Source organism: Aminivibrio pyruvatiphilus (assembly GCF_004366815.1).
In the GTDB taxonomy this organism is placed as follows: Bacteria; Synergistota; Synergistia; order Synergistales; family Aminobacteriaceae; genus Aminivibrio; species Aminivibrio pyruvatiphilus.
Map to the genome: position 1 here is coordinate 50,844 of NZ_SORI01000013.1, position 20,956 is coordinate 71,799.

Annotated in this window: 17 protein-coding genes; 13 read left to right on the top strand and 4 right to left on the bottom strand. The window is 62.3% G+C overall.

Annotated elements, in window-relative coordinates; all coding sequences use genetic code 11:
• Positions 1 to 4: 4 nt before the first annotated feature.
• Complete coding sequence (locus tag C8D99_RS10030) at positions 5 to 748, bottom strand: transporter substrate-binding domain-containing protein (RefSeq protein ID WP_133958005.1); 744 nt, start codon at positions 746 to 748, stop codon at positions 5 to 7.
• A gap of 213 nt (positions 749 to 961) precedes the next feature.
• Between C8D99_RS10030 and C8D99_RS10035 the strand changes: the two genes are divergently transcribed.
• The 13 genes from C8D99_RS10035 (at position 962) to C8D99_RS10095 (ending at position 16,275) form a co-directional block, all read left to right on the top strand.
• Positions 962 to 1,447 carry a chemotaxis protein CheW gene (locus C8D99_RS10035; protein WP_133958006.1) on the top strand — a complete coding sequence of 162 codons (486 nt, stop codon included), beginning with the start codon at positions 962 to 964 and terminating at the stop codon, positions 1,445 to 1,447.
• Positions 1,444 to 2,913 carry a CheR family methyltransferase gene (locus tag C8D99_RS10040; protein ID WP_133958007.1) on the top strand — a complete coding sequence of 490 codons (1,470 nt, stop codon included), beginning with the start codon at positions 1,444 to 1,446 and terminating at the stop codon, positions 2,911 to 2,913. The genes C8D99_RS10035 and C8D99_RS10040 overlap by 4 nt, the downstream gene beginning before the upstream one ends.
• Positions 2,910 to 3,452 carry a chemotaxis protein CheW gene (locus tag C8D99_RS10045; protein ID WP_133958008.1) on the top strand — a complete coding sequence of 181 codons (543 nt, stop codon included), beginning with the start codon at positions 2,910 to 2,912 and terminating at the stop codon, positions 3,450 to 3,452. Before C8D99_RS10040 ends, C8D99_RS10045 begins: the two co-directional genes overlap by 4 nt.
• Before the next feature lie 22 nt (positions 3,453 to 3,474).
• Positions 3,475 to 5,154: a methyl-accepting chemotaxis protein gene (locus C8D99_RS10050; RefSeq protein WP_166670128.1), complete on the top strand. Its 1,680-nt coding sequence runs from the start codon at positions 3,475 to 3,477 to the stop codon at positions 5,152 to 5,154.
• 26 nt (positions 5,155 to 5,180) lie between these two features.
• Positions 5,181 to 7,472, top strand: coding sequence for a hybrid sensor histidine kinase/response regulator (locus C8D99_RS10055; RefSeq protein ID WP_133958010.1), 2,292 nt, complete (start codon positions 5,181 to 5,183; stop codon positions 7,470 to 7,472).
• A 29-nt stretch (positions 7,473 to 7,501) separates the two neighbouring features.
• A complete protein-coding gene (cheB, locus tag C8D99_RS10060) occupies positions 7,502 to 8,572 on the top strand; it encodes a chemotaxis-specific protein-glutamate methyltransferase CheB (protein WP_133958011.1) in 1,071 nt (356 codons plus the stop codon).
• A gap of 13 nt (positions 8,573 to 8,585) precedes the next feature.
• Complete coding sequence (locus C8D99_RS10065; protein ID WP_133958012.1) at positions 8,586 to 9,965, top strand: diguanylate cyclase; 1,380 nt, start codon at positions 8,586 to 8,588, stop codon at positions 9,963 to 9,965.
• Positions 9,966 to 10,331: 366 nt separating this feature from the next.
• Entirely contained in the window at positions 10,332 to 11,636 is a 1,305-nt protein-coding gene (lysA, locus tag C8D99_RS10070; RefSeq protein ID WP_133958013.1) for a diaminopimelate decarboxylase, read from the top strand.
• A 124-nt stretch (positions 11,637 to 11,760) separates the two neighbouring features.
• Positions 11,761 to 12,915 (top strand): ABC transporter substrate-binding protein, encoded by a 1,155-nt coding sequence (locus tag C8D99_RS10075; protein WP_133958014.1) that lies wholly within the window; start codon positions 11,761 to 11,763, stop codon positions 12,913 to 12,915.
• Between the two features lie 133 nt (positions 12,916 to 13,048).
• Positions 13,049 to 13,921, top strand: coding sequence for a branched-chain amino acid ABC transporter permease (locus tag C8D99_RS10080; protein WP_133958015.1), 873 nt, complete (start codon positions 13,049 to 13,051; stop codon positions 13,919 to 13,921).
• 2 nt (positions 13,922 to 13,923) lie between these two features.
• Positions 13,924 to 14,787 (top strand): branched-chain amino acid ABC transporter permease, encoded by an 864-nt coding sequence (locus tag C8D99_RS10085; protein ID WP_133958016.1) that lies wholly within the window; start codon positions 13,924 to 13,926, stop codon positions 14,785 to 14,787.
• Positions 14,784 to 15,587, top strand: a complete 804-nt coding sequence (locus C8D99_RS10090; protein WP_133958017.1) for an ABC transporter ATP-binding protein — start codon at positions 14,784 to 14,786, stop codon at positions 15,585 to 15,587. The genes C8D99_RS10085 and C8D99_RS10090 overlap by 4 nt, the downstream gene beginning before the upstream one ends.
• Positions 15,568 to 16,275, top strand: coding sequence for an ABC transporter ATP-binding protein (locus tag C8D99_RS10095; RefSeq protein WP_133958018.1), 708 nt, complete (start codon positions 15,568 to 15,570; stop codon positions 16,273 to 16,275). The genes C8D99_RS10090 and C8D99_RS10095 overlap by 20 nt, the downstream gene beginning before the upstream one ends.
• A 34-nt stretch (positions 16,276 to 16,309) precedes the next feature.
• Here the strand turns inward: C8D99_RS10095 and C8D99_RS10100 are convergent, their stop codons facing one another.
• The 3 genes from C8D99_RS10100 to C8D99_RS10110 are packed head-to-tail and all read right to left on the bottom strand — an operon-like array spanning position 16,310 to position 20,831.
• Positions 16,310 to 17,479, bottom strand: coding sequence for a radical SAM protein (locus tag C8D99_RS10100; protein WP_133958019.1), 1,170 nt, complete (start codon positions 17,477 to 17,479; stop codon positions 16,310 to 16,312).
• 8 nt (positions 17,480 to 17,487) lie between these two features.
• Positions 17,488 to 18,381: a methylenetetrahydrofolate reductase [NAD(P)H] gene (gene metF, locus C8D99_RS10105; protein ID WP_338024455.1), complete on the bottom strand. Its 894-nt coding sequence runs from the start codon at positions 18,379 to 18,381 to the stop codon at positions 17,488 to 17,490.
• On the bottom strand, positions 18,378 to 20,831 hold the full coding sequence (locus C8D99_RS10110; protein ID WP_133958020.1) for a homocysteine S-methyltransferase family protein: 2,454 nt from the start codon (positions 20,829 to 20,831) through the stop codon (positions 18,378 to 18,380). Before C8D99_RS10110 ends, metF begins: the two co-directional genes overlap by 4 nt.
• Positions 20,832 to 20,956 lie beyond the last annotated feature (125 nt).

Consider the following 20,956-nt stretch of genomic DNA (forward strand, 5'->3'; position numbering starts at 1 on the left):
AATCCTACTTGAACCACTGCTCCTTCATCTTCCCGAGCTCCCCGCTCTTCTCGAGGTCGGCCAGGGCGGCGTTGACCGCCGTGATGAACGCCGTCTCGCTGAGGTTCATGGCGAGGGCTTTCCCGGAGCCCGTGATTTCCTGCTCGAAGGCGATCTTGATCTTCCCTGTGAAATCCTTGTGTTCCACGTAGCTCTTGGCCACGGGAGTGTCCATGAGGGTGGCGTCCACCCTCCCGAGGATGACTTCCCGGACGCAGTCGTCGAACTTCTGGAAAGACTTCACCGTAACGCCGGGGATGGTCTGGGAATAGGTCTCCTGCACGGTGCCGAGCTGGACCGCCACGGTTTTGCCCTTCATGTCGTCGAGAACCTTCATGGATTCATTATCCGCCTTCACGATGAAGGCGCTGATGGAGATTTCGTAGTTCTCCGAGAAGGCGACCTTCTTCGCCCGTTCTTCCGTGGCGCTCATTCCAGCGGCCACGATGTCGATCTTCTTCGCGAGCAGGGAGGGAATGAGGCTGTCGAAGGGCATGTCCACCCACTCGATCTTCTTGCCGATCTTCGCCGCTATGGCTTCCATGAGGTCGATGTCGAAGCCCTTCAGGTTGTTCTTCTCGTCACGGAATTCGTAGGGGGGGTAGGTGCTCTCCGTTCCCACGAGAATCACGTCCTTGGCCATGACATCGGCCCATCCGCCGGTGGCCGCGAGGGCCAGGACCAGAAGCGCGAGCAGCATTTTTTTCATGATGATCTCTCCTCCGTTATTGAACATATGTTTATATCATTCTTCACGAATGATATTCAATGTACAGTCAGGATACACGCCCCGTTTTTTCCTGTCAATACCGACTTTCCCCTTTTCCTGCCGGATTGTATAATGAATCATGACCACAGGAAATATGGACAGGTTCCCCGATGCAGAAAGAGCATACTGCGGGGATGAAAGGGGGAAGACGTCGTGGACCGGAATACCTATCTCGTTTTTTCCGCTGGGGGAAAGTTGTTCGCCCTTCCCTCGGAGGATGTGTTCAGGGTGTCCCCGGCGGCTGAACTCCTCGAGGTGCCCGAGGCTCCCGGCCGTGTCCGGGGAGTGGCCAACCTGGGAGGAGAGCCTGTTCCCGTGGCGGACCTCCGGAAAAAGGCGGGCCTTCCTTTCCGGGAGATGGAACTGAGCGACCGGTTCGTGTTTTTCCGGAACGGAGAAAACCTCTGCGGGGTCCTTGCGGAGTCTGTGGAGGGTGTCATGGCTCTCGTTCCCGAAACCGTTCCCTTTCCCTCTGCCCTGGTGCGGCAGGGCGAACCAGTGCCGGGGACCGTCCGGGTGGCATACCGGGAGGAGTGCGGAGCGATCCTGATACGGTCGCCGGAAAACCTTCTTTCCCTTACCGAAGAGGATCTCCGTTCCCTGGAGCCTGCCCTGTCCGCCCGGAGAGAAGACCGGTGAGATCCTTCTCCTTTTCCGTACCGGAAGAAGCCCTGGAGCCTCTCCGCCTCCTAGGAAAAATTGTGGAAGAAAAACTCGGGCTTGTATACTCGGACAAAAGAAGGGCCGATATCTGGCGTTCCCTGACGCGGACCGCGTCAGCCCGGTCGGAATCTCCTCTCGGTGTTCTTCTCGGACTTGCAGGCGCTCCACCCGAAGAGGAGCTGCCCGCGGACTTTGTCGCCGACCTGACCGTGGGAGAGACTTTTTTCTTCAGGGAACGAAAGGCCCTCAGGATGTTCTCCGAGACCGCCCTGCCGGAAATTGCGGCAGGAAAGGGAAACGGCCCCCTCCGGTTCTGGAGTGCCGGGTGCAGCACAGGCGAGGAACCCTACACCCTCTCCATGCTTCTCCTGAACGCTCTTCCCGGAATGGACCCGGAGCAGGTCTCAGTTCTCGGAACGGACATCAACCCCTTTGCCCTCGAGAAGGCGCGGAAGGGAATTTTTCGCCGGTGGTCCTTCCGGGGAATGGCCCCTGAGGAAATCCGGCTGTTCTTCAACGACCTGGGGGACGGATCCTTTTCCGTCAGGGAGCGGTATAGGAGAACCACGGCCTTTTCCCTTCTCAACCTGGCGGAGCGCCCGTGGCGGCTCTGGCGGGACGGGGGGCCTCCCGACGCGGTGTTCTGCCGCAACGTTCTCATCTATTTTTCCCCGAAGAAGCGGGAGGAGGTCCTGGCCGGGTTCCATTCCCTTCTGCCCGAGGGAGGATGGCTTGCGGTCGCCGCATGCGAGACGGCACCCCTCCAGGCCTCCGGTTTCTCCCCCGTCTCTTCCGGCGGGGTCACCCTGTACAGAAAAAACGGCGGAACCGCCCCTATGTTTTTTCCGGGGCCCTTCCGCTTTTCGGATGTTTCCTCCACCGGCGAAGCGGAGGAGCGCCTCCTGTCCTTCGAAGATTTTTTCTCCGGCGGGGCTGCGGTATCTGAAGAGGAGCTTGCACTGTTCACCGGGAATACCGGAGGGGAGGAAGATCGCGGTCCTGAAGAACCCCCGGCGGAAGATGTCCGCGACAGGCTGGAAAAAGCCCGGAGTCTCGCCGACAGGGGGCTCAGGGAGGATGCCCTTGAAGAGCTCGGGAGGATCATCGGCAGGGACAGAACGGATCCCCTTCCCCTCTACCTTCTGGCTCTCATCCACCAGGAGCTCGGAAATGAGAAGGAGGCCGCCGCCGCTCTCAGGAACACCCTGTTTCTCGCCCCGGGGTTCGTCATGGCCCATTACACCCTGGGCTCCGCAGCTCTGCGGAAGGGCGCAGCAAAGGAGGCGGACAGGCATTTTCGAAACGCCGGGGAGATCCTTCTCCGGCTTCCCGGAGATTCCCCGGTTCCGGAAAGCGGAGGCCTGACAGCGGCCCGCCTTCTTGAAACGGTCAGGGGATTGCGGAGCAGGACACACTGCACGACCGGAGCTGATGAAAAATGAACACCCATCGACAGGAAACCCCTGCGGAGAAAAAGACCAGGATATTCCGGGAAAGGGCGAAAAAACTCGCCGCCGAAAACGCCCCCCGGGATTCCGGAGGCGAAAGCCTCGAACTGCTCGAATTCCTCCTTGGAAAAGAACGGTACGCCGTGGAAACGGCCTTTGTCGGAGAAGTATTCCCCCCTGGAGAAATTACTCCCGTTCCGTGCACTCCCCCTTTTGTTGCGGGAGTGGTCAACCTGAGGGGAAGGATCGTTCCGGTAGTGGACTTGAAGATCCTCTTCGGAATCCGGTCCGCCGGGGAGAAGAGGGGGGCCAGGATTGTGCTGCTCCAGTCAGGCGGGGCTGAAATGGGGCTGCTCACCGACGGCGTGCCCGGTATCGGCATCATCGGAAGGGAAACCGTCCGTCCCCCCCTTTCGGTTCCGTCCGGCCTTCCCGGAGCCTATATGACGGGAATCGCCGGAAATGACCTTGCAGTGCTCGACGGGGGAAAAATCCTCAGGGACAGCGCCCTGACCGTCGATGAAGAAGCATAAATCCCGCGAGGAGGGGTTCATTGTGGCATGGAGAGATATGGGGATACGAAAAAAACTCGCCGTCGGTTTCGGGGCGGTGGTACTCATTGCCGTAATACTCGGCGCAGCGGGGGTGTCCGGCATCTCCCGCCTTTCCGACGACATGGCCTATGTAGGGGAGACGAGACTTCCCGACATCCTGTCCTTTTCCCGGCTGAACTACCTCCGGATGATAATCAGGGCAGAGAGCCTGGAAGGGCTGCGGGCGGAGGACAGTTCCTCCAGGGATACGGATGTGCGGCGTATCCTCGACCGAAGGGCCCGGGCATGGGAGGATATTGACAAGACATGGAAGAACGTTCTCGAGACGAAGCGGCACACGAAAAAGGGAGAGCAGCTTCTTGAGATTCTCAAGGTCCAGTTCGATTCATGGAGGAGACTTCATGCGGAGATGGACAGGATCCTCGAAGAGATCTCCAGGGCCCAGTCAGAGGAGAGGAAAAATCTTCTTTTCGGGGACTACGCCGAGCTCTATGCACGGATACTCCCCGTCTCCGACCAGATGGGCCGGGCCTTTGACGACATCACGGAGCACAACAGGACCGTGACCCTCGACATCATACAGAAGGACCTTGAAAGAGGGGCTCTTCTTGAACGGGTCAGCCTTTTCGCCCTTATCGCGGGAGTGCTGGCCGCCCTCGTGCTGACGGCGGTCATATCGAAGAGCGTCTCCGAACCCCTTGTCAGGGGGGTGGAGCTTCTCTCGCGGATACGGAAAGGGGACCTGACCGGGAGTGTGCCCGAGAGCCTGCGGAACAGGAAGGATGAAGCGGGGATGCTGGCCCGGGCCCTTCATGACGTGATGGAGGACCTCCGGTCACAGATCTCGGAGATCAGGGAAGTGACCTCCTCTCTCGCCGCCTCCGCTGCCCAGATATCCGCTTCGGTTTCGGAAGTGGCCGCAGGCGCCGAGGAGTCCTCCGTGGCGGTAGTGGAGACCACGGCCACCATGGAGGAGGTCAGGACCACGGCCGAGGTTACCACGAAGAAGAGCAGGGAAGTGGCGGAGCATGCCCAGCAGGGGCTTCAGCTCGTGCAGCAGGGGAAGGCGGCCACGGATGCACTTTTTGAAGCGATGAAGAATATCGGCGACCAGATGGGATCCATTGCCGAGACCATTGTCCGTCTCAGTGAACAGAGCCAGGAAGTGGGGGAAATCACCGGCACGGTGGAGGACCTTGCAGAGCAGTCGAACCTCCTGGCCGTGAACGCCGCCGTGGAGGCGGCCAAGGCAGGAGAGCAGGGCAGAGGCTTCTCCGTGGTGGCCCAGGAAATAAAGAGTCTCGCCGAGCAGTCGAAACAGTCCGCCCGGGAGGTCCAGAGAATCCTCCGGGATATCCAGAAGGCCACCGGGGCGGCGGTGATGGCAATCGAGCAGGGATCGAAGGCGGTGGACCGCGGCGCGAAGGAAGCTGCTCCCTCCAGGGAATCGGTTCTTGCCCTTTCCAGGAGGTTTACGGAGTCCGCTCAGTCCGCCGCCCAGATCGCGGCGGCGAACAACGAGCTCCTTTCCGGGATCGGGCAGGTGGCCCAGGCTATGGAAAACATCCGGGAGGCGGGCGAGCAGAACGTGATGGGAATGAAGGAGCTTGAATCTGCTGCGGCGAGCCTGAGGGACATGGGAAGAAGGCTGGCGGCTCTTGTCGAAGGGTACCGGATCTGACCGGGGGGATTTCCCGGAGGAGCGGCATGATGAACCTGACGGAAAAGGAATTTCTCGAGGAGCTCAGAAGAGATTTCATCCTCGAGGCGGAGGAATACCTCCAGACCATTACTGCCGGTCTTCTCGACCTGGAGCGGCCGGATTCGCCGCCCCGGGTCCTGGAGGAGGTCTTTCGCGCCGCCCACAGCCTCAAGGGAGCTGCCCAGGCGGTACGCATGCCTGCAATTTCGGGCCTTTGCCAGGTTCTGGAAAGCGTCTTTTCCGCCATGAAAAAAGGGGTGCTCCATCCGTCAACAGAAGGATTCGACATCCTGCAGCGCTCGGTGGATGTTCTTTCGGCCATGGTTTCCGCCGGAGGAGAGGACGACGGACGGGGGACTGAAGCGAGGAAGGTTCTGGAGACCGTTTTGTCCGATGAAGGCTCCCCGGGTTCGCTTTTTCCGCCGTTTATTCCCCACAGACAGGAAACAGCCGGAATTAGGGCGGAAACAGCCGAAGAGAAGGCTCTTCCTCAAATCCCCCCTCCCGCTTCAGGGGAACAGGGAAGGGAGGGTCCGGAACAGCCGGCGGGAAGAGGCACCCCCCGGGAAACGGTTCGGATAGGAGCCGATAAGCTCGACGGACTGCTCCTTCGGGCAGAGGAGATGATCTCCCTGAACCAGGTGCTGGACGTCCGGCTGGGAGAAATCCGGGAGCTCCGCCATCTTCTTGCTGAGTGGCTGGCTGAATGGCGCAGAACGGAGAATGTCCTGAAGAAGACCGGGGAGGATAAACGGCTTCCGCCCAGGGCGGCGGAGTTTTTCACAGCGGGGCGGAACCGCCTCAGGGAAGCCTGGGAACAGGCCGCCTTCATGGAACGATCCCTGGCGGACAACGGCAGGACCTCAGGGATCCTGGTGGAAGACCTCCTCGAGGAAGCCCGGTCCGTTCTCATGCTTCCCTTTTCCTCCCTGCTCCAGGGGTTTCCCAAAATCGTGCGAGACCTTGCCCGCGATCTCCTCAAAGACGTTGAATTCTCCGCCGAAGGCGGGGACGTGGAAGTGGACAAGCGGATTCTCGAGGGACTGAAGGATCCCCTGGTCCATCTTGTGCGGAACGCTCTCGACCACGGCATCGAAAGACCGGAGGAACGGAGGGCCGGAGGCAAGCCCGAAAAAGGAAGGCTGTCCATCGCGGTCTCTTCCGTGGAGAGAGGCCGTGTGGAGATCACCCTTTCCGATGACGGAAAGGGAATCGACCCTGAGAGGCTTCGGGCGAGTGCGATGAAATCGGGGCTCCTGGAGGCCGAAGAGGTCCGGGCCCTCACCGACGAAGAAGCTCTCATGCTCATATTCCAGTCCGGCCTCTCCACCAGCCCGATCATCACGGATATCTCCGGCAGGGGCCTCGGTATGGCCATCGTCCGGGAGGGAGTGGAAAGCCTGGGGGGAAAAATCTCCCTTTCTTCCCTGCCGGAAAAGGGGACACGGTTCACCCTCTCCCTTCCGGTGACCCTCGCCACCTTCCGGGGTGTGATCGTGAGAGAATGGGGGCAGCAGTTCGTCATTCCCACGGCCTGTGTCCGGAGGGCCGCCAGGGTGCGGCGTTCCGACATCCGGACGGTGGAAAACAGGGAGACCGTGTCCCTCGACGGCATGCCCCATGCCCTGGTCCGCCTGGGTTCCCTCCTCGGCATGGCCGAGCCGGCCGACAGGACGGAGAAGGATGTTCTGCCTGTGGTGGCCGCAGGGACCGGAGACTCGATCGTCGCTTTCGTGGTGGACGGTGTGCTGAACGAGCAGGAGGTGCTCCTCAAGCCCCTGGGCGGGATCCTCAAGAGGGTAAGGAACGTGGGGGGCGTGACGGTGCTCGGCTCCGGAAAGGTCGTTCCGGTTCTCCACTGCGGCGACCTGGTCAAGTCGGCGCTGAAGGGGACCGTCCGCAGCCTGTCCGCTCAGGGCGAGGCGGGGGAAGCCCCCCCGGCGGTCCTGGTGGCGGAGGACTCCATTACTTCGAGGGCTCTGCTGAAAAACATCCTGACCGCCGCAGGCTATGCCGTGCACACGGCGGCGGACGGCCAGGAAGCCTGGAAAACTCTCTCCCGCGGGGAGATTTCCCTCGTGGTATCCGACGTGGAAATGCCCGGGATGAACGGTTTCGAGCTGACTTCAAAAATCCGTTCGGAAGAGCGGCTGTCCGATCTTCCGGTGATCCTGGTGACCTCGCTGGAATCGGCGGAGGACCGGGAGCGTGGCGTGGTGGCCGGCGCCGACGCATACATTGTTAAAAGCGGTTTCGACCAGGGCGCGCTCCTTGACGTTATCCGGCGGCTTCTCTGAGCGGACCCCCTGGAGAGGAGGGGAATTCTATGATCAGGGTCCTCGTGGTGGATGATTCACCCCTCATGTGCAGAGTTCTGGGCAAGATGCTCGAATCCGATCCCGGAATACGGGTCTGGGGAACGGCGGGCAGCGGAGAAGAGGCCCTGGAACTCCTGGAAAAGGGCAGGCCCGATGTGGTCACCATGGACATTCACATGGGAGGCATGGACGGCTTCGAGACAACGAGGCGGATCATGGAATCGGAGCGTCCCCTTCCCGTGGTGATCGTCAGCTCCTGCTGGGATCCCCTCGAGGTGGAGAGAACCTTCGAAGCCATGGCGGCAGGAGCGGTGGCAATTCTCCCCAAGCCGGCGAATATGGCCGAAGACGGCGGAGAATATGAGCAGGAGCTTCTTCGGACAATCCGTGCCGCATCGGAGGCCAGGGTCGGCCGCCTCAGGAAGAGATTCCCTGACCCCGGTGCACCGCTGCCCGCCGCCGGGAAAGGCAGGGTGAAAATCGTTGCCGCGGGCGCTTCCACGGGAGGTCCCCAGGCTCTTTCGGCCTTTCTCTCCGGCCTTCCGGCGGGATTTCCCCGGCCCGTCCTCGTGGTGCAGCACATGGCCCAGGGGTTTACCCGGGGATTGGCTGACTGGCTGGGCAAAATTACCCCCCTGAGGGTGAAGATCGGCGCCCCGGGGGAATCTCTGTCGGGAGGGACCGTCTACATCGCCCCGGAGGGAATGCACATGGTTCTGAACAGGAGCGGGGATTCTCTCCGCTTTTCTGACAATCCGCCCCTGCATATGGTCCGTCCTTCCGTATCGGTGCTTTTCCGTTCGGTGGCGGAGGTTTTCGGCAAAGACTCCGCTGCGCTTCTCTTCTCCGGGATGGGGGCCGACGGAGCGGAAGAACTGAAGCAATTGAGGGATCTGGGGGCAGCCACCTTTGCGCAGGACAGGGAGTCCTCGGTGGTCTGGGGAATGCCGGGAGAGGCCGTCCGGCTGGAAGGGGCGGAGCATGTGGGATCTCCTTCGGTTCTTGCCGCCATCCTGTCGGGCATGATGGCCGGAAACTGCAACAGGACGGAAAAAATGGACAACGGGGAACGGAGATGATGAGTTGGAGATCATGAAAAGGGCAGCAAGCATTCTGATCGTGGAGGACAGCCTGACCCAGGCCAAGCGGCTCGAGCGGCTCCTGGCGGAGAACGGGTACACCGTCCGGGTGGCCCGCAACGGAATCGAGGGCCTGGCTGCCGCGGCGGAGAAAAAACCTTCGGTGGTCATAACCGATGTCATGATGCCGGAGATGGACGGATTCGAAATGTGCCGCTGCATCAAGAATGACGGTGCCCTGAGGGACATTCCCGTGGTGCTGCTCACCTCCCTCTCCGACCCGAAGGATGTCATTCGGGGCCTCCAGTGCGGCGCCGACAACTTTCTCACCAAGCCGTACGAAGGGGACCACCTCCTGCGCCGCCTGGAACACGTTCTCACCAACCTTGAACTCCGGAGGGCCGGCCAGGCCCAGATGACGGTGGAGGTCTTCTTCGCCGGGCAATACCATAAGCTCACCGCGGACAGGATCCAGATCATTGACCTTCTCCTCTCAACCTTCGAGGCGGCGGTGCTCCAGAGCTCCCAGCTGGAAAAGCTGGGAGGAGACTACCGGAACGCCCTTGAAGACGTGAAGCGGGCACAGGCAAACTTCCAGACCCTTATGGAGACCACCGGGGATGCCGTGGTTGTCGTTGAAGGCGGCGGAAAGGTCATCTACGTCAACCCCGCCGCGGAGCTGCTCTTCCACAAGGACTCCGCGGAACTCGTGGGAAAACCCTTCCTTTTCCCCCTGGAAGGGGAGGGCGGGCACCGGGAGATCGTCATCGACCTGCCGAACGGAGAAAGGGTGGTCGGAGATATGCGGACGGCCACCTCGAACTGGGACGGGGAGCTTGTGCGCTTCGCCACCATCCGGGATGTCACCGAGATGGTCCGGCTCAGAGAACTCCTTGAGAAGGAAGCGGTCACAGACACCCTGACGGGGCTTTATAACAGGAGAGGGTTCCTCTCCTTCGCGGAAAAGGCGCTGCAGCTTGCCGCAAGGATGGGCTTCAGGGCGACCTTCCTTTTCGCCGATCTGGACGGCTTCAAGAACGTGAACGACACCCTCGGTCACGAGGAGGGGGATGAAGTCCTCCGGGAAACGGCCTCCATTTTCCGGGAAACATTCCGTGTATCGGACATCCCGGGAAGGATAGGCGGGGACGAGTTCGCCGTTCTCATGCTCCACGACGGGGAGGACCAGCCGGGCAACGCTGTGGAGAGACTCGAAGAAGCCATCAGGCGGGCCAACGGTCGAAGGACCAGGGAGTACAGCCTGTCCATGAGCCTGGGCCTGAGCGAATGGAACCCGGGCCGTCCCGTCTCCCTGGGAGAGCTTATGGCCGATGCTGACCGGAGAATGTACGAAAACAAGATGGCCAGGAAGGGGAATGTGTGCGGGGAATGATGATTTTTTTCTTTTTGTGTTGACGTTCCTTCCCCCACTGGATATAATGTCCGAAACAAAAAAAGCACAGGCGATGATGCAGGATGCCCGAAGTAATGAATCTGCCGCCAGAGAGGGAAGTCCACAGGCTGAAAGGCTTCCCGGGCAGGAACGGAGGGACGAAAGACTGCGGAGCCGGGGCTGAAACGGTTCGAATGAACCGGAAGTACGCCTCCGGGGGGCTCCCGTCACAGGGCCGAGAGCGGGGCGCTGCAGCATGCGCCCAAGCAGGGTGGTACCGCGAGATCAACGACTCGTCCCTTCAGGGGGGCGGGTCGTTTTTTTATTATTCCCCCGGTTTTTCGAACAGAAAGAGGTGCAGGCGGAGTGGGGCAGCAGAACGTGAATGAGAGCGGGCATTTCCTTTTCGGAGGATGGGACGTGACGGAACTGGCGGAGCGGTTCGGTACGCCTCTGTACGTTCTGTCAGAGGAGGCGGTTCGTGCCAGGTGCAGGGCGGTGAGGGAATCCTTCATGGACCGGTGGGAGAATTCCCTGGCGGTGTACGCGGGGAAGGCCTTTCTTCCCATGGCCATGTGCAGGATCATTGCTTCGGAAGGCCTGGGGCTCGACGTGGTCTCGGGAGGAGAGCTCCACACGGCGAAATCCGCCGGCTTCCCCATGGAGAAGGTGTTTTTCCACGGCAACAGCAAGACGGCGGAGGAACTCCGCTTTGCCCTCGATGCGGGAGTGGGGCGCATCGTCGTGGACGGTACCTCCGAGCTCGACGCCCTTGAAGAGATCGCCCGGAACGGGGGGAAGAGAGCGGACATCCTCTTCCGTGTCACCCCGGGAGTGGACGCCCACACCCACAAATATATCCTTACGGGCCACACGGGCTCCAAGTTCGGCTTTCCCCTCCTGGGGAACTCCCTCAGGACGGCAGTCAGGAGAGCCATGAACTCGGACTGCCTTTCCCTCAGGGGCTTCCATTTCCACATCGGGTCCCAGATTTTCGAGAATACGTCCCACGTGATGGCCGTAGGCATCGGAGTGAAGACCATTGCCGAATTCTCCAGGGACCTCGGGTTCACCACCATGGAACTCAACATGGGCGGAGGGTACGGCGTGGAATTCGACCCCGAGGGGGAGACTCCTCCAATTTCATCCTTCACCGACGCCATGATGGAGGCGCTGGCTGCGGGGTGTGCGGCTGAGGGGATCCCCGTTCCCCGGGTGATCATCGAGCCGGGGCGGTGGGTTGTCTCCGAGGCGGGGGTTACCCTGTACACCGTCCAGACGGTGAAGACCATTGACGGGATGGTGACCTACGCCGGTGTGGACGGGGGTATGACGGACAATCCGAGGCCCGCCCTGTACGGAGCGAAGTACTGGGCTGTTGCCGCGGGCAAGATGGACAGGGAGCCCACGGAGACGGTAACGTTGGCCGGAAAATGCTGCGAGTCCGGGGACGTGCTCATCGAGGGGCTGAAGGTTCCTCCCCTGGAGCGGGGCGACCTGCTCGCCGTGCTGAACACGGGGGCTTACACCTTCTCCATGGCGAGCAATTACAACAGGATTCCGCGGCCTGCCGCCGTGCTGGTGAGCCCGGGAAGGGCGGACGTGATAGCCGAGCGGCAGACCTACGACGATGTGCTCCGGTGGGACAGGATTCCGGAGCATCTTCGGTGAACGAAACACCATATCCGGAGGTGGGGCCAGGGAAAAACGACGGAGCCGGAAGGATTCCCGCCCCTGTGGGGCGGAGAAGCGGATTGGGAACGAACGCCAAATACCAGGGAGGTTGAGAAGAGAAATGAGAAAGATCCTTATGATGACAGCGGCAGTTTTGATCCTTGTCTTTGCCGGAGCCGCCTTCGCGGATGACGTGATCCGCATCGGCCATACCGTGTCCCTCACCGGCGGCGCTTCCATGTGGGGGCAGTCCGAGGCCCGGGCGCTGGACATGCTCGTGAAGAAGATCAACGATGCGGGCGGCGTCCTCGGAAAGAAGATCGAGTTTGTCCGCTACGACAACCGGAATGACGGGGTCGAAGCGGTCAACGTGGCCCGCCGGCTTGTCTCCGACGGTGTCGTGGCCGTCATCGGCCCCGCCCAGAGCGGCAACTCCATCGCTTCCGCCCCCGTGTTCGAAAGGGCGAGCATCCCCATGGTGGTCACCACCGCCACCAACCCCTACGTGACCATCGACCAGAGGTCCGGCAAGGTCCGCCCCTTCGCCTTCCGCCCCTGCTTCATCGACCCCTTCCAGGGAACGGTGGCGGCCCGGTTTGCCGTGACCGACCTCGGAGCGAAGAAGGGCGCCATTCTCTATGACGTGGGATCGGACTACGGCCAGTGGCTCGCGAAGTACTTCGAAGAGGCATTCACGGAGAAGGGCGGCACCATCGTGGCGAAGGAAGCCTTCAGGACCGACGAACTCGACTACAGGGCCCAGCTCGGCAAGATGAAGGATCTGGCCCCTGACGTCATCTTCATCCCCACCAGCCAGAAGGAAGCCGCCATGGCCGCCAAGCAGGCCAGGGACCTCGGCATCGGCGCCGTGCTCCTCGGAACGGACAACTGGGGCAGCCCCGACCTCATCGAGCTCGGCGGAAGCGCCATTGACGGCGGGTATTTCGTGAACCTCGCGGACCTGGCCGACCCCGATATTCAGGATTTCGTGGCCGAATACAAGGCCGCCTTCGGCGAGGAACCCGTGCTCCCGAACCCCGTCATGGCTCAGGATGCCCTCATCATGATCGTGGAAGGCCTGAAGAAGGCCGGAACCACCGACGGCGCCAAGCTCGCCGACGCCCTCGCAAACCTGAAGGACATCAAGGTTACCAGCGGTCCGCTCACCATCAACCCCGAGGATCACAACCCCCTCGACAAGCCGGCGGTGATCCAGCAGGTGGACGTGGCCAACAAGACCTTCAAGTTCGTGAAGAAGTATTTTTCCGTCGAATAGACGGGGCTGTGCATCACCGGGGGCGCCCTTCGCCCGGGCGCTCCCCGGCTTTTTTTCTGAATTCCGTCCGGGACCGGGATAGCCGGAGGAGAGGCGACCTTTCCCAATACGCTCAAAGGATGTGTGGGCCGGATTGTTCCTTCAGACACTGATAACGGGCCTCTCCATAGGAGGCATCTACTCCCTGATGGCGGTGGGCTACTCCCTCGTCTTCAGCGTGCTTAATTTCAGCAATTTCGCCCACGGCGCGGTCATCATGCTCGGCGCCTACGTGGGGCTTGCCCTGGCGACGAAGCTCAGCCTGGGATTCGGTCTCGTTCTCGCGGGAAGCATCGCGGGAGCGGGGATCATCGCCGTTCTCAACGAACGGCTCGCCTATTCGAGCCTCCGCAGGCGGAAGGCTCCCTCCCTGTACCTCATGATCAGCGCCATGGGGTGTGCCGTGTTCCTCGAGAACATGGTCTACGCCACCATCGGCTCCAGGTTTTACGCCTTTCCCGAGTTCTTTGCCCGCCAGGTGATCACCGTCGGCGGAAGCAGCGTCAGCCTTCTTGACGTGGGGGCCTTCCTCTTCGCCCTTGCGGCCATCCTGGGACTTCACCTTTTCATAACCCGCACCCGCACCGGAATAGCCATCCGGGCAGGTGTCTCCGACATGACCATGTGCTCCCTCATGGGAGTTGACCTGGACAGGCTCATCGCCATCGTCTTCCTTCTCGCCGGCGGCTTCGCCGGAGTGGCGGGAGTCTTCCTGGGAATAAAGTATCTTGTGTATCCCACCATGGGATGGGTCACCAACAAGGCCTACATCGCCGCCGTCATCGGCGGCCTGGGCAGCCTGCCCGGGGCCCTCGCCGGGGGGCTTCTTCTCGGCGTCGTGGAGACCTTCGTCTCCTCCTACGTTTCGAGCGTGATGCGGGATGTATTCAGTTTCACGCTCCTGATCGCCTTCCTCGTCTGGAGACCCAACGGTCTCTGGGGGCAGGACAGCGAGGAAAAGGTGTAGCCATGGACTATATTCTTTCCATTGTGATTCTCGCGGGCATCAACATGATCGCCGTGCTCGGCCTCTCCATCTTCACCGGGTTCACGGGTCTCTTCTCCCTTGGGCACGCCGCCTTCGTGGCAGTGGGCGCCTACACTTCGGCGATCCTTACATACTACTACTACGTCCCCTTCTACCTCGCCCTCGCGGCGGGGGCCGCGGCGGCAGGGATCGTCAGCCTGGTCATCGGCGTGCCCACCCTCCGGGCGAAGCTCAGGAGCGACTACTTCGCCATCGCCATCCTCGGCTTCGGCGAAGCCCTCCGGGTCATCCTCGAAAATCTCGAGATCACCAACGGCGCAAGAGGTCTTCCGGGCATCGACGGGTTCACCACCATGCCCGTAGTGCTGGTCTGCCTCGCCGGAGGCGTGCTTGTGGCGAGAAACTTCCTCCGCTCCCGGTGGGGAGCCGCCTGCATCGCCATACGGGAAGATCCCGTGGCCGCCGAAATGGCAGGCGTGCGGCTTTTCCGCACCAGGCTCCTTTCCCTGGTGGTGAGCGCGGTGTACTGCGGCCTCTCGGGAGGACTGCTTGCCCACTTCCTCTCCTTCATCCAGCCGGTCATGTTCACCCTGGTCCAGTCCACCCAGCTGCTCGCGGCGGTCATCGCCGGCGGCATGGGCAGCATCTCCGGGCCCCTCATCGCTTCCTTCGTCTTCATCGGCCTCCCCGAAGCGCTCAGGGTGGCCCAGATGTGGCGCCTGGTGGCCTACGGGCTTCTTCTTGTGCTCATTATGGTCTATCGGCCCCAGGGGCTCATGGGATACTCCGAGCTCTCCAGGTTCTTCCGGAAAAACAGGAATACTGAAGGGAGGTCCCGGTCATGACAGCGGCCGGGAGACCTCTCCTCGAGGTGACGGGGCTCACGAAAACCTTCGGAGGCATCCGGGCGGTGGACCGGTTTTCCTTCGGTGTCAGGGAAGGTTCCGTCACGGGAATCATCGGCCCCAACGGTGCGGGGAAGACCACGGTGTTCAATCTTGTCACGGGCATCTACCGCCCCACGGAGGGGACCATCCTCTTCGAAGGGGAGGAGATGGGAGGGCTCCGTCCCGATGCCATCGTCAGAAAAGGCATCGCCAGAACGTTCCAGAACATCCGGCTCTTCAACAGGCGAACCTGCCTTGAGAATGTCCTCACCCCCCTCCTCCAGAGAGAGCCGTGCAGTTTCCTCGGCGCCCTCCTGGGGACTCCGGGAACACGGCGCATGGAAAGGGAGCTCCACGACAGGGCCATGGGCCTCCTGGCGTCCCTGGGGCTCGAACGGTACGCGGACTGGCAGGCGAACACCCTGCCCTACGGGCTGCAGCGTAAGCTGGAAATCGCCCGGGCTCTCGCCACGGAGCCGAAGCTCCTGCTTCTGGACGAACCGGCGGCGGGAATGAATCCCGAGGAGACCCGGAGTCTCGCCGTACTCGTCTCCGAGGTCCGGGAGAAATTCAGCGTAACCATCCTGCTCATAGAGCACCATATGGACCTGGTGATGAACATCTGCTCACCCATCGTGGTGATGAACTTCGGTGCCCTCCTCGCCGCGGGAACGCCGGACGAGGTCCGGGCGAACCCCGACGTGGTGGCGGCGTACCTCGGGAAAGGAAAGAAGAGCCATGACCGTACTGCGGGTTGACAGCCTCCACGTCCATTACGGCACCATCCATGCCGTCCAGGGGATCTCCTTCTCCCTCGAGGAGCGGGAGATCGTGTCCATCGTCGGCTCCAACGGGGCCGGAAAATCCACCGTCATGTGGACCCTTGCGGGTGTGGCGGAACGGTCCGGAGGGACCGTGGACCTTTTCGGCAAGCCTCTTCCTTCGAAGCCCCACGAGGTGGTTGCCCGGGGGCTGGCCCTCGTGCCGGAAAGGCGACGTCTCTTCTCTGCCCTCACCGTGGAGGAAAACCTGGTCATGGGGGCGTACCGCAGAAAGAAGGACGAAGGAATTGCCGAGGACCTGGAACGGTGCTTCCGCCTCTTTCCTATCCTGAAGCAGCGTCTGAAGCAGCGTTCCGGCACCCTTTCGGGGGGGGAGCAGCAGATGCTGGCCATCTCCCGGGCCCTCATGGGGAGCCCCAGGATCCTCCTTCTGGACGAGCCTTCCCTCGGCCTGGCACCAATCGTGGTGGACACCCTCATGGAGACCATTCTGCAGATCCGGGATGCGGGGATGACGGTGCTGCTCGTGGAGCAGAACGCCACCCAGGCGCTGGAAATCAGCGACAGGGGGTACATCCTCGAAGCGGGGCGGTTCATCAAGAGCGGCAGCGGTCCGGAACTCGCCGGAGATCCGGAGATCATCAGGGCCTACCTCGGGGGCTGAACGAAAGCTGAACGTAAAAAAACGCCGCCGGGGATCACTCCCGGCGGCGCAGTCTATTCCTGAAATCCTCCGGCCCCTTCCCGAAAAGGGCCGAAAATCCTTCTCCATCCCCTTTTTCCCTTGTCCGGAATTTTTTCAGCAGTTCTTCGAAACGGCGGACCTCTCCTTCAGAACAGCCCCAGGCCCGTGCTCTTTCCGCCGGGGAAGGGCGCCGTTTCCGGAAGGGCGCGAGGTATCCCATGGGCTCCGCCTGTATGGCTATTCCCAGTTCGTGCTCCAGCTCGGTGATCCGGAGGAGCCGCAGGTACATATCCTCAGGCAGGTCGGAAAATCCGTAGAGGAGGGGGGTGGAAAAGGAAGAAAATCCTCTTTCCGCGAAAGCGGTGACTGCCTGTTCATATATGTCCCGCTCCCCCGAAAAGTCCCAGGCGATCCTGATGGGATCCAGGGGAAGGGAGGCGAGGATGTCGGCCCGCCGGTTTCCCTCCGGGCCTGCGAAGAGGGCAGGCTCGAATCCCTGGGAGAAGTCCGCGGTTGTGCCCCTTCCCTTCACAAAGCCTTCGGCGGCCATATCCCCGGCAATTTTTTCCAGGAAAGGGGACATGGCCACGTTGTTGTCCAGGAGCACCAGCCCGTTTCTCTCCCCCAGGGACTGCCTGCAGTTGTCGAGCTGTTCCTTCAGCGGAAGGTACTCCACGCACCGGGGGTCCACTTCCCGGACGGAGCAGAAGGCGCATTTTCCCGAGCAGCCCCTCGTGGCCGACGCGATCCATGCATGCTCCAGCACCGGGTAGTCTTTCGGGGAAGTAAGAAGGGAGTAGTCCGGCAGCAGGGTGTCGATGTCGCCCCCTTGGAGGCCGATTTTTTCCGCCGAGTCAACGATTCCCGGGACGGGGCGGCACGGGGCGGCTGCACCGAGGTCCCTGCCAAGAAGAGACGCCAGGGGGCCGCCGGCGAAAAGGTCCCGCCGGGGGTCCGCCACGGAACCTCCGTAGAACCTGAGAGTACGCACCACGGTGTTCCACTGGAAAGTAAAGAGGCTCGCCGTGTAGATCCTGTCCCAGGTTTTCTCAGCCGCCGGGGCCGACAGCCCCCGGACGAAGGTGACGGCGTCCCCCCGCTCCCGGTGGAACCGTCCGATCTTCAGAAGGCCCACGGGGGGGTAGGATGCCCGGTAGGGCGGATCGACGAGCAGGACGTTCATAGGCGCGGTCAGTTCCCCGTCAGAGTGTCCCTTACGGAGGACAGGCTGCCCATGATCCTCTCCGCCACGTCAGGCCGGTTCATGGTGTAGAGGTGGATTCCTTCCGCCCCCCAGGAGAGCAGGTCGATGATCTGCTCCGTGGCGTAGGCGATGCCCGCCTCGGCCAGGGCGGTGGGGGAGTGCTCGTACCGGGACATGATCCTGGCGAACTTCGGCGGTATGGACGCGCCGCAGAGGGACACGATCCTGCCGATCTGCCTGGTGTTGAGCACGGGCATGATCCCTGCGAGGACCGGAACCGCGATTCCGGCGGCCCGCACGTTCTCCATGAAACGGAAAAACGTTTCATTGTCGAAGAAGAGCTGGGTGATGAGGAAATCCGCACCGGCGTCGGTTTTCTCCCTGAGGTGCCGGAGATCCTCCTCCGGGGAGGCGCATTCCGGGTGCCCCTCAGGGTAGGCCGCCGCCCCGATGGAAAAGTCCCTGAAATGGCCTTTCCTGACGTGCCGGATCAGGTCGGCGGCGTAGCGGAAGGGGCTGTCCGCCCTTTCCTCGCCCGGTCTCGGGTCGCCCCGGAGGGCGAGGATATTGCTGACTCCTTCCTGCTCCAGTTTTTCCATGACCCCCTCGATCTCGGAAGGGGCGGAACCCATGCATGTCAGGTGCGCCAGGGAGGTGAGGCCCCACCGGTTCTGCACGGCGGAGGCGATCTCGCCGGTCCTTTCCCTGCTGCTCCCGCCGGCGCCGTAAGTGACGCTGATGAAATCGGGGGACAGTTTCCTGAGGGCGGCGATGGTGTCGAAGATGGTTTCCAGGGGCGTCTCCGGTTTCGGCGGGAAAATCTCGAAGGAGACGGCCGGGCGGGTCCGCCCGAGGATATCCCGGATAAACATGTCCTTCATTCCTCCTTTCCGTTCTGTCCGCCGAGGAGAGACTCCACGAGGCGGACCGTGCTCACCGCATCGGGGGCGAAACCGTGGGCCCCGATGGAATCGGCGAAGGAAGCGCTCACGGATGCCCCGCCCACCAGGACGAAGACCCGGGGGAGGCGGTGCCGTATCTCCGAAACGGCTGCCGCCATGGTCCTCATGGTGGACGTCATGAGGGCGGACAGGCCGATGACGTCGTACCGCCCCTTTTCCGCCTCCTCCAGAAGGACGGAGCAGGGAACGTCCTTCCCGAGGTCGGTCACCAGGTAGCCGTGGCTTCTGAGGATGGTGCCCACCACGTTCTTTCCCAGGTCGTGCAGGTCTCCCTCCACGGTGGCGAGGAGTATCCGCCCCCGTGGCTCGCCCCCGGAGGCCGCGAGAAGCTCCATGGCCCTGTCGCAGACCGACCGGGCCGCCTCTGCCGAGGAGATGAGCTGGGGAAGGAAAAACTCCCCCCGGTCGTATTTTTCGCCCACCGCCTCGAGAGCAGGGATGACCCCATCGTTCACCACGGAAAGAGGCGAGGCTCCCCCGTCGAGAAGGTGTCCCGCCAGGCTGCCGGCCCGCAGGGCGTCTCCTTCGAGAATGGCGGAGCCCATGTCCCGGTAGGGGCCTTCAGGAAGGAGGGCGGCCTCCTTTTGTTCCGGTGATCGGGGAGTGTCCGCCGCCGGCCCCGGGGACGGGCGGGAAGAGAGAAAGCCCTGGGCGCCTGCGATAAAGCGGCTTCCCCTGGAATCCCTCCCGGAAAGCAGCTCGGAAGCGGCGAGGGTCTCCATCATCCACGGGTCCAGGGGGTTCAGAATCGCCGAATCGAGGCCGGACGAGACTGCCATGGCGAGGAATGTCCTGTTCAGCAGGGCCCGGGCCGGCATGCCGTGGGAGATGTTGCTCACTCCGAGCATGGAGGTTATCCCCTCGTCCCGAAGAAAGGAGAGCACCTCCAGCGTAGCGGCGGGGGCGTTCATGTCGGCCCCTGCCGCGAGGGTCAGGCCGTCCACGATGAGGGCGTTCCGGGGAAAGCCGAGGGAGTCCGCCGCGGCGAGAATGCTTCTGATGACGTCGATCCGCTCTTCCGCCCTTTCGGGAAGGCCGTTCCCGTCAATGGGCAGGACCGCTGCGGCTGCCCCATGGAGTTTCGCCAGGGCAAGCCCCGGGTACAGGGAATCATCCCTGGCCGTGAAGGAATTGATCAGGGGGATGCCAGTGACGGCGCACAGGCCGGATTCGAGCACCGAACGGGAGTCGCTGTCTATGGAGAGAGGAAGGTCCGACGACTGTTCCGCGGCGGCGACGGCGGCCTTCATGGCCGCTTCCTGGTCGATGGTTGGAAGACCCACGTTGACGTCGAGCACCATCGCTCCGGCTGCGGTCTGGTTCCGTGCTTCCTCCCGGAGCGTTCGCCATTCCCCCCTGGCGATTTCGTCCCTGAGGGGGGATTTCCGGGAGACGTTGATCCGCTCCCCGACCACGAGGAAGGGATGTCCCTTCCCGGCGAGGACGAGCCTGCTCCTGCTCGCCAGGGGAGTACCCCGCGCGGGGGTGCTCCGGACGGGAAGAAGATCTGCAAGGGCCCCCGTCAGGCCGGCAATATGCTCCGGCGTGGTTCCGCAGCATCCTCCGACCACTCTGGCCCCGGCCCCGGCCAGTTGTTGTCCCAGGGCGGCGAAGCGCTCCGGGGAAATGTAGTCCCCGTCTCCGGGAAGGCCGGCGTTGGCGTAAACGAACACGGGCAGCCCCCCATGGGAGGCGAGTTCCCGGACCACGGGGATATAGGCTTCCGGACCAACTCCGCAGTTGGCTCCTACTCCGGAAGCCCCGGCAAGGCAGGCCCAGTTGGCTGCCACCTCGGGGGGAGTCCCCGTGACGGTGCGCCCCAGGCGGTCGAAGGTGAAGCTCACCACGAAGGCCATGCCGGGAGCGGCATCCTTCACCGCCAGCACGGCAGCCTTCGCTTCGCGGAGGTCGAGCATGGTCTCGATGAGGAAGAAATCCGCCCCTCCTTCGGCCAGGCCTTCCGCCTGGAACCTGAAGGCCTTCCGGGCTTCTTCGAAGGTCAGTTTTCCGAAGGGAGCGAGCAGTTCCCCCAGGGGCCCCATGGAGCCGGCGACAAGCCCACCGGATCCGGCCGCGGAGCGGGCCAGGGCGGCCGCCCGTGCGTTGATTTCCTTCGCCCGAGCGCCAAGCCCCCGTGCCGCGAGCTTGACGGGGCTGCCGCCGAAGGTGTTGGTTTCGAGAATGTCCGCCCCGGTGGACCGGTAGGACGCATGGATGGATTCCACGATTTCCGGACTGCCGAGGTTCATTTCCTCCGGCAGAGCGGGGGGATTCCAGCCCTTTTCCGCGAGCAGGGTTCCCATGCCTCCGTCGAGGATGAGTATCCTTTTCCCGTTTTCCATATACCGGAGCAGTTCCCTGGGGTTCATGACATTTCCTCCTTTAGACCCGTGTAAATACATCAATATAGCAGAAAACGGCGGTTGTATCATGGAGTAAAATTTGGTAGCGTAGAATAAAGTAGCGGGCAAGTCTTATTGACTATCATCCGGGG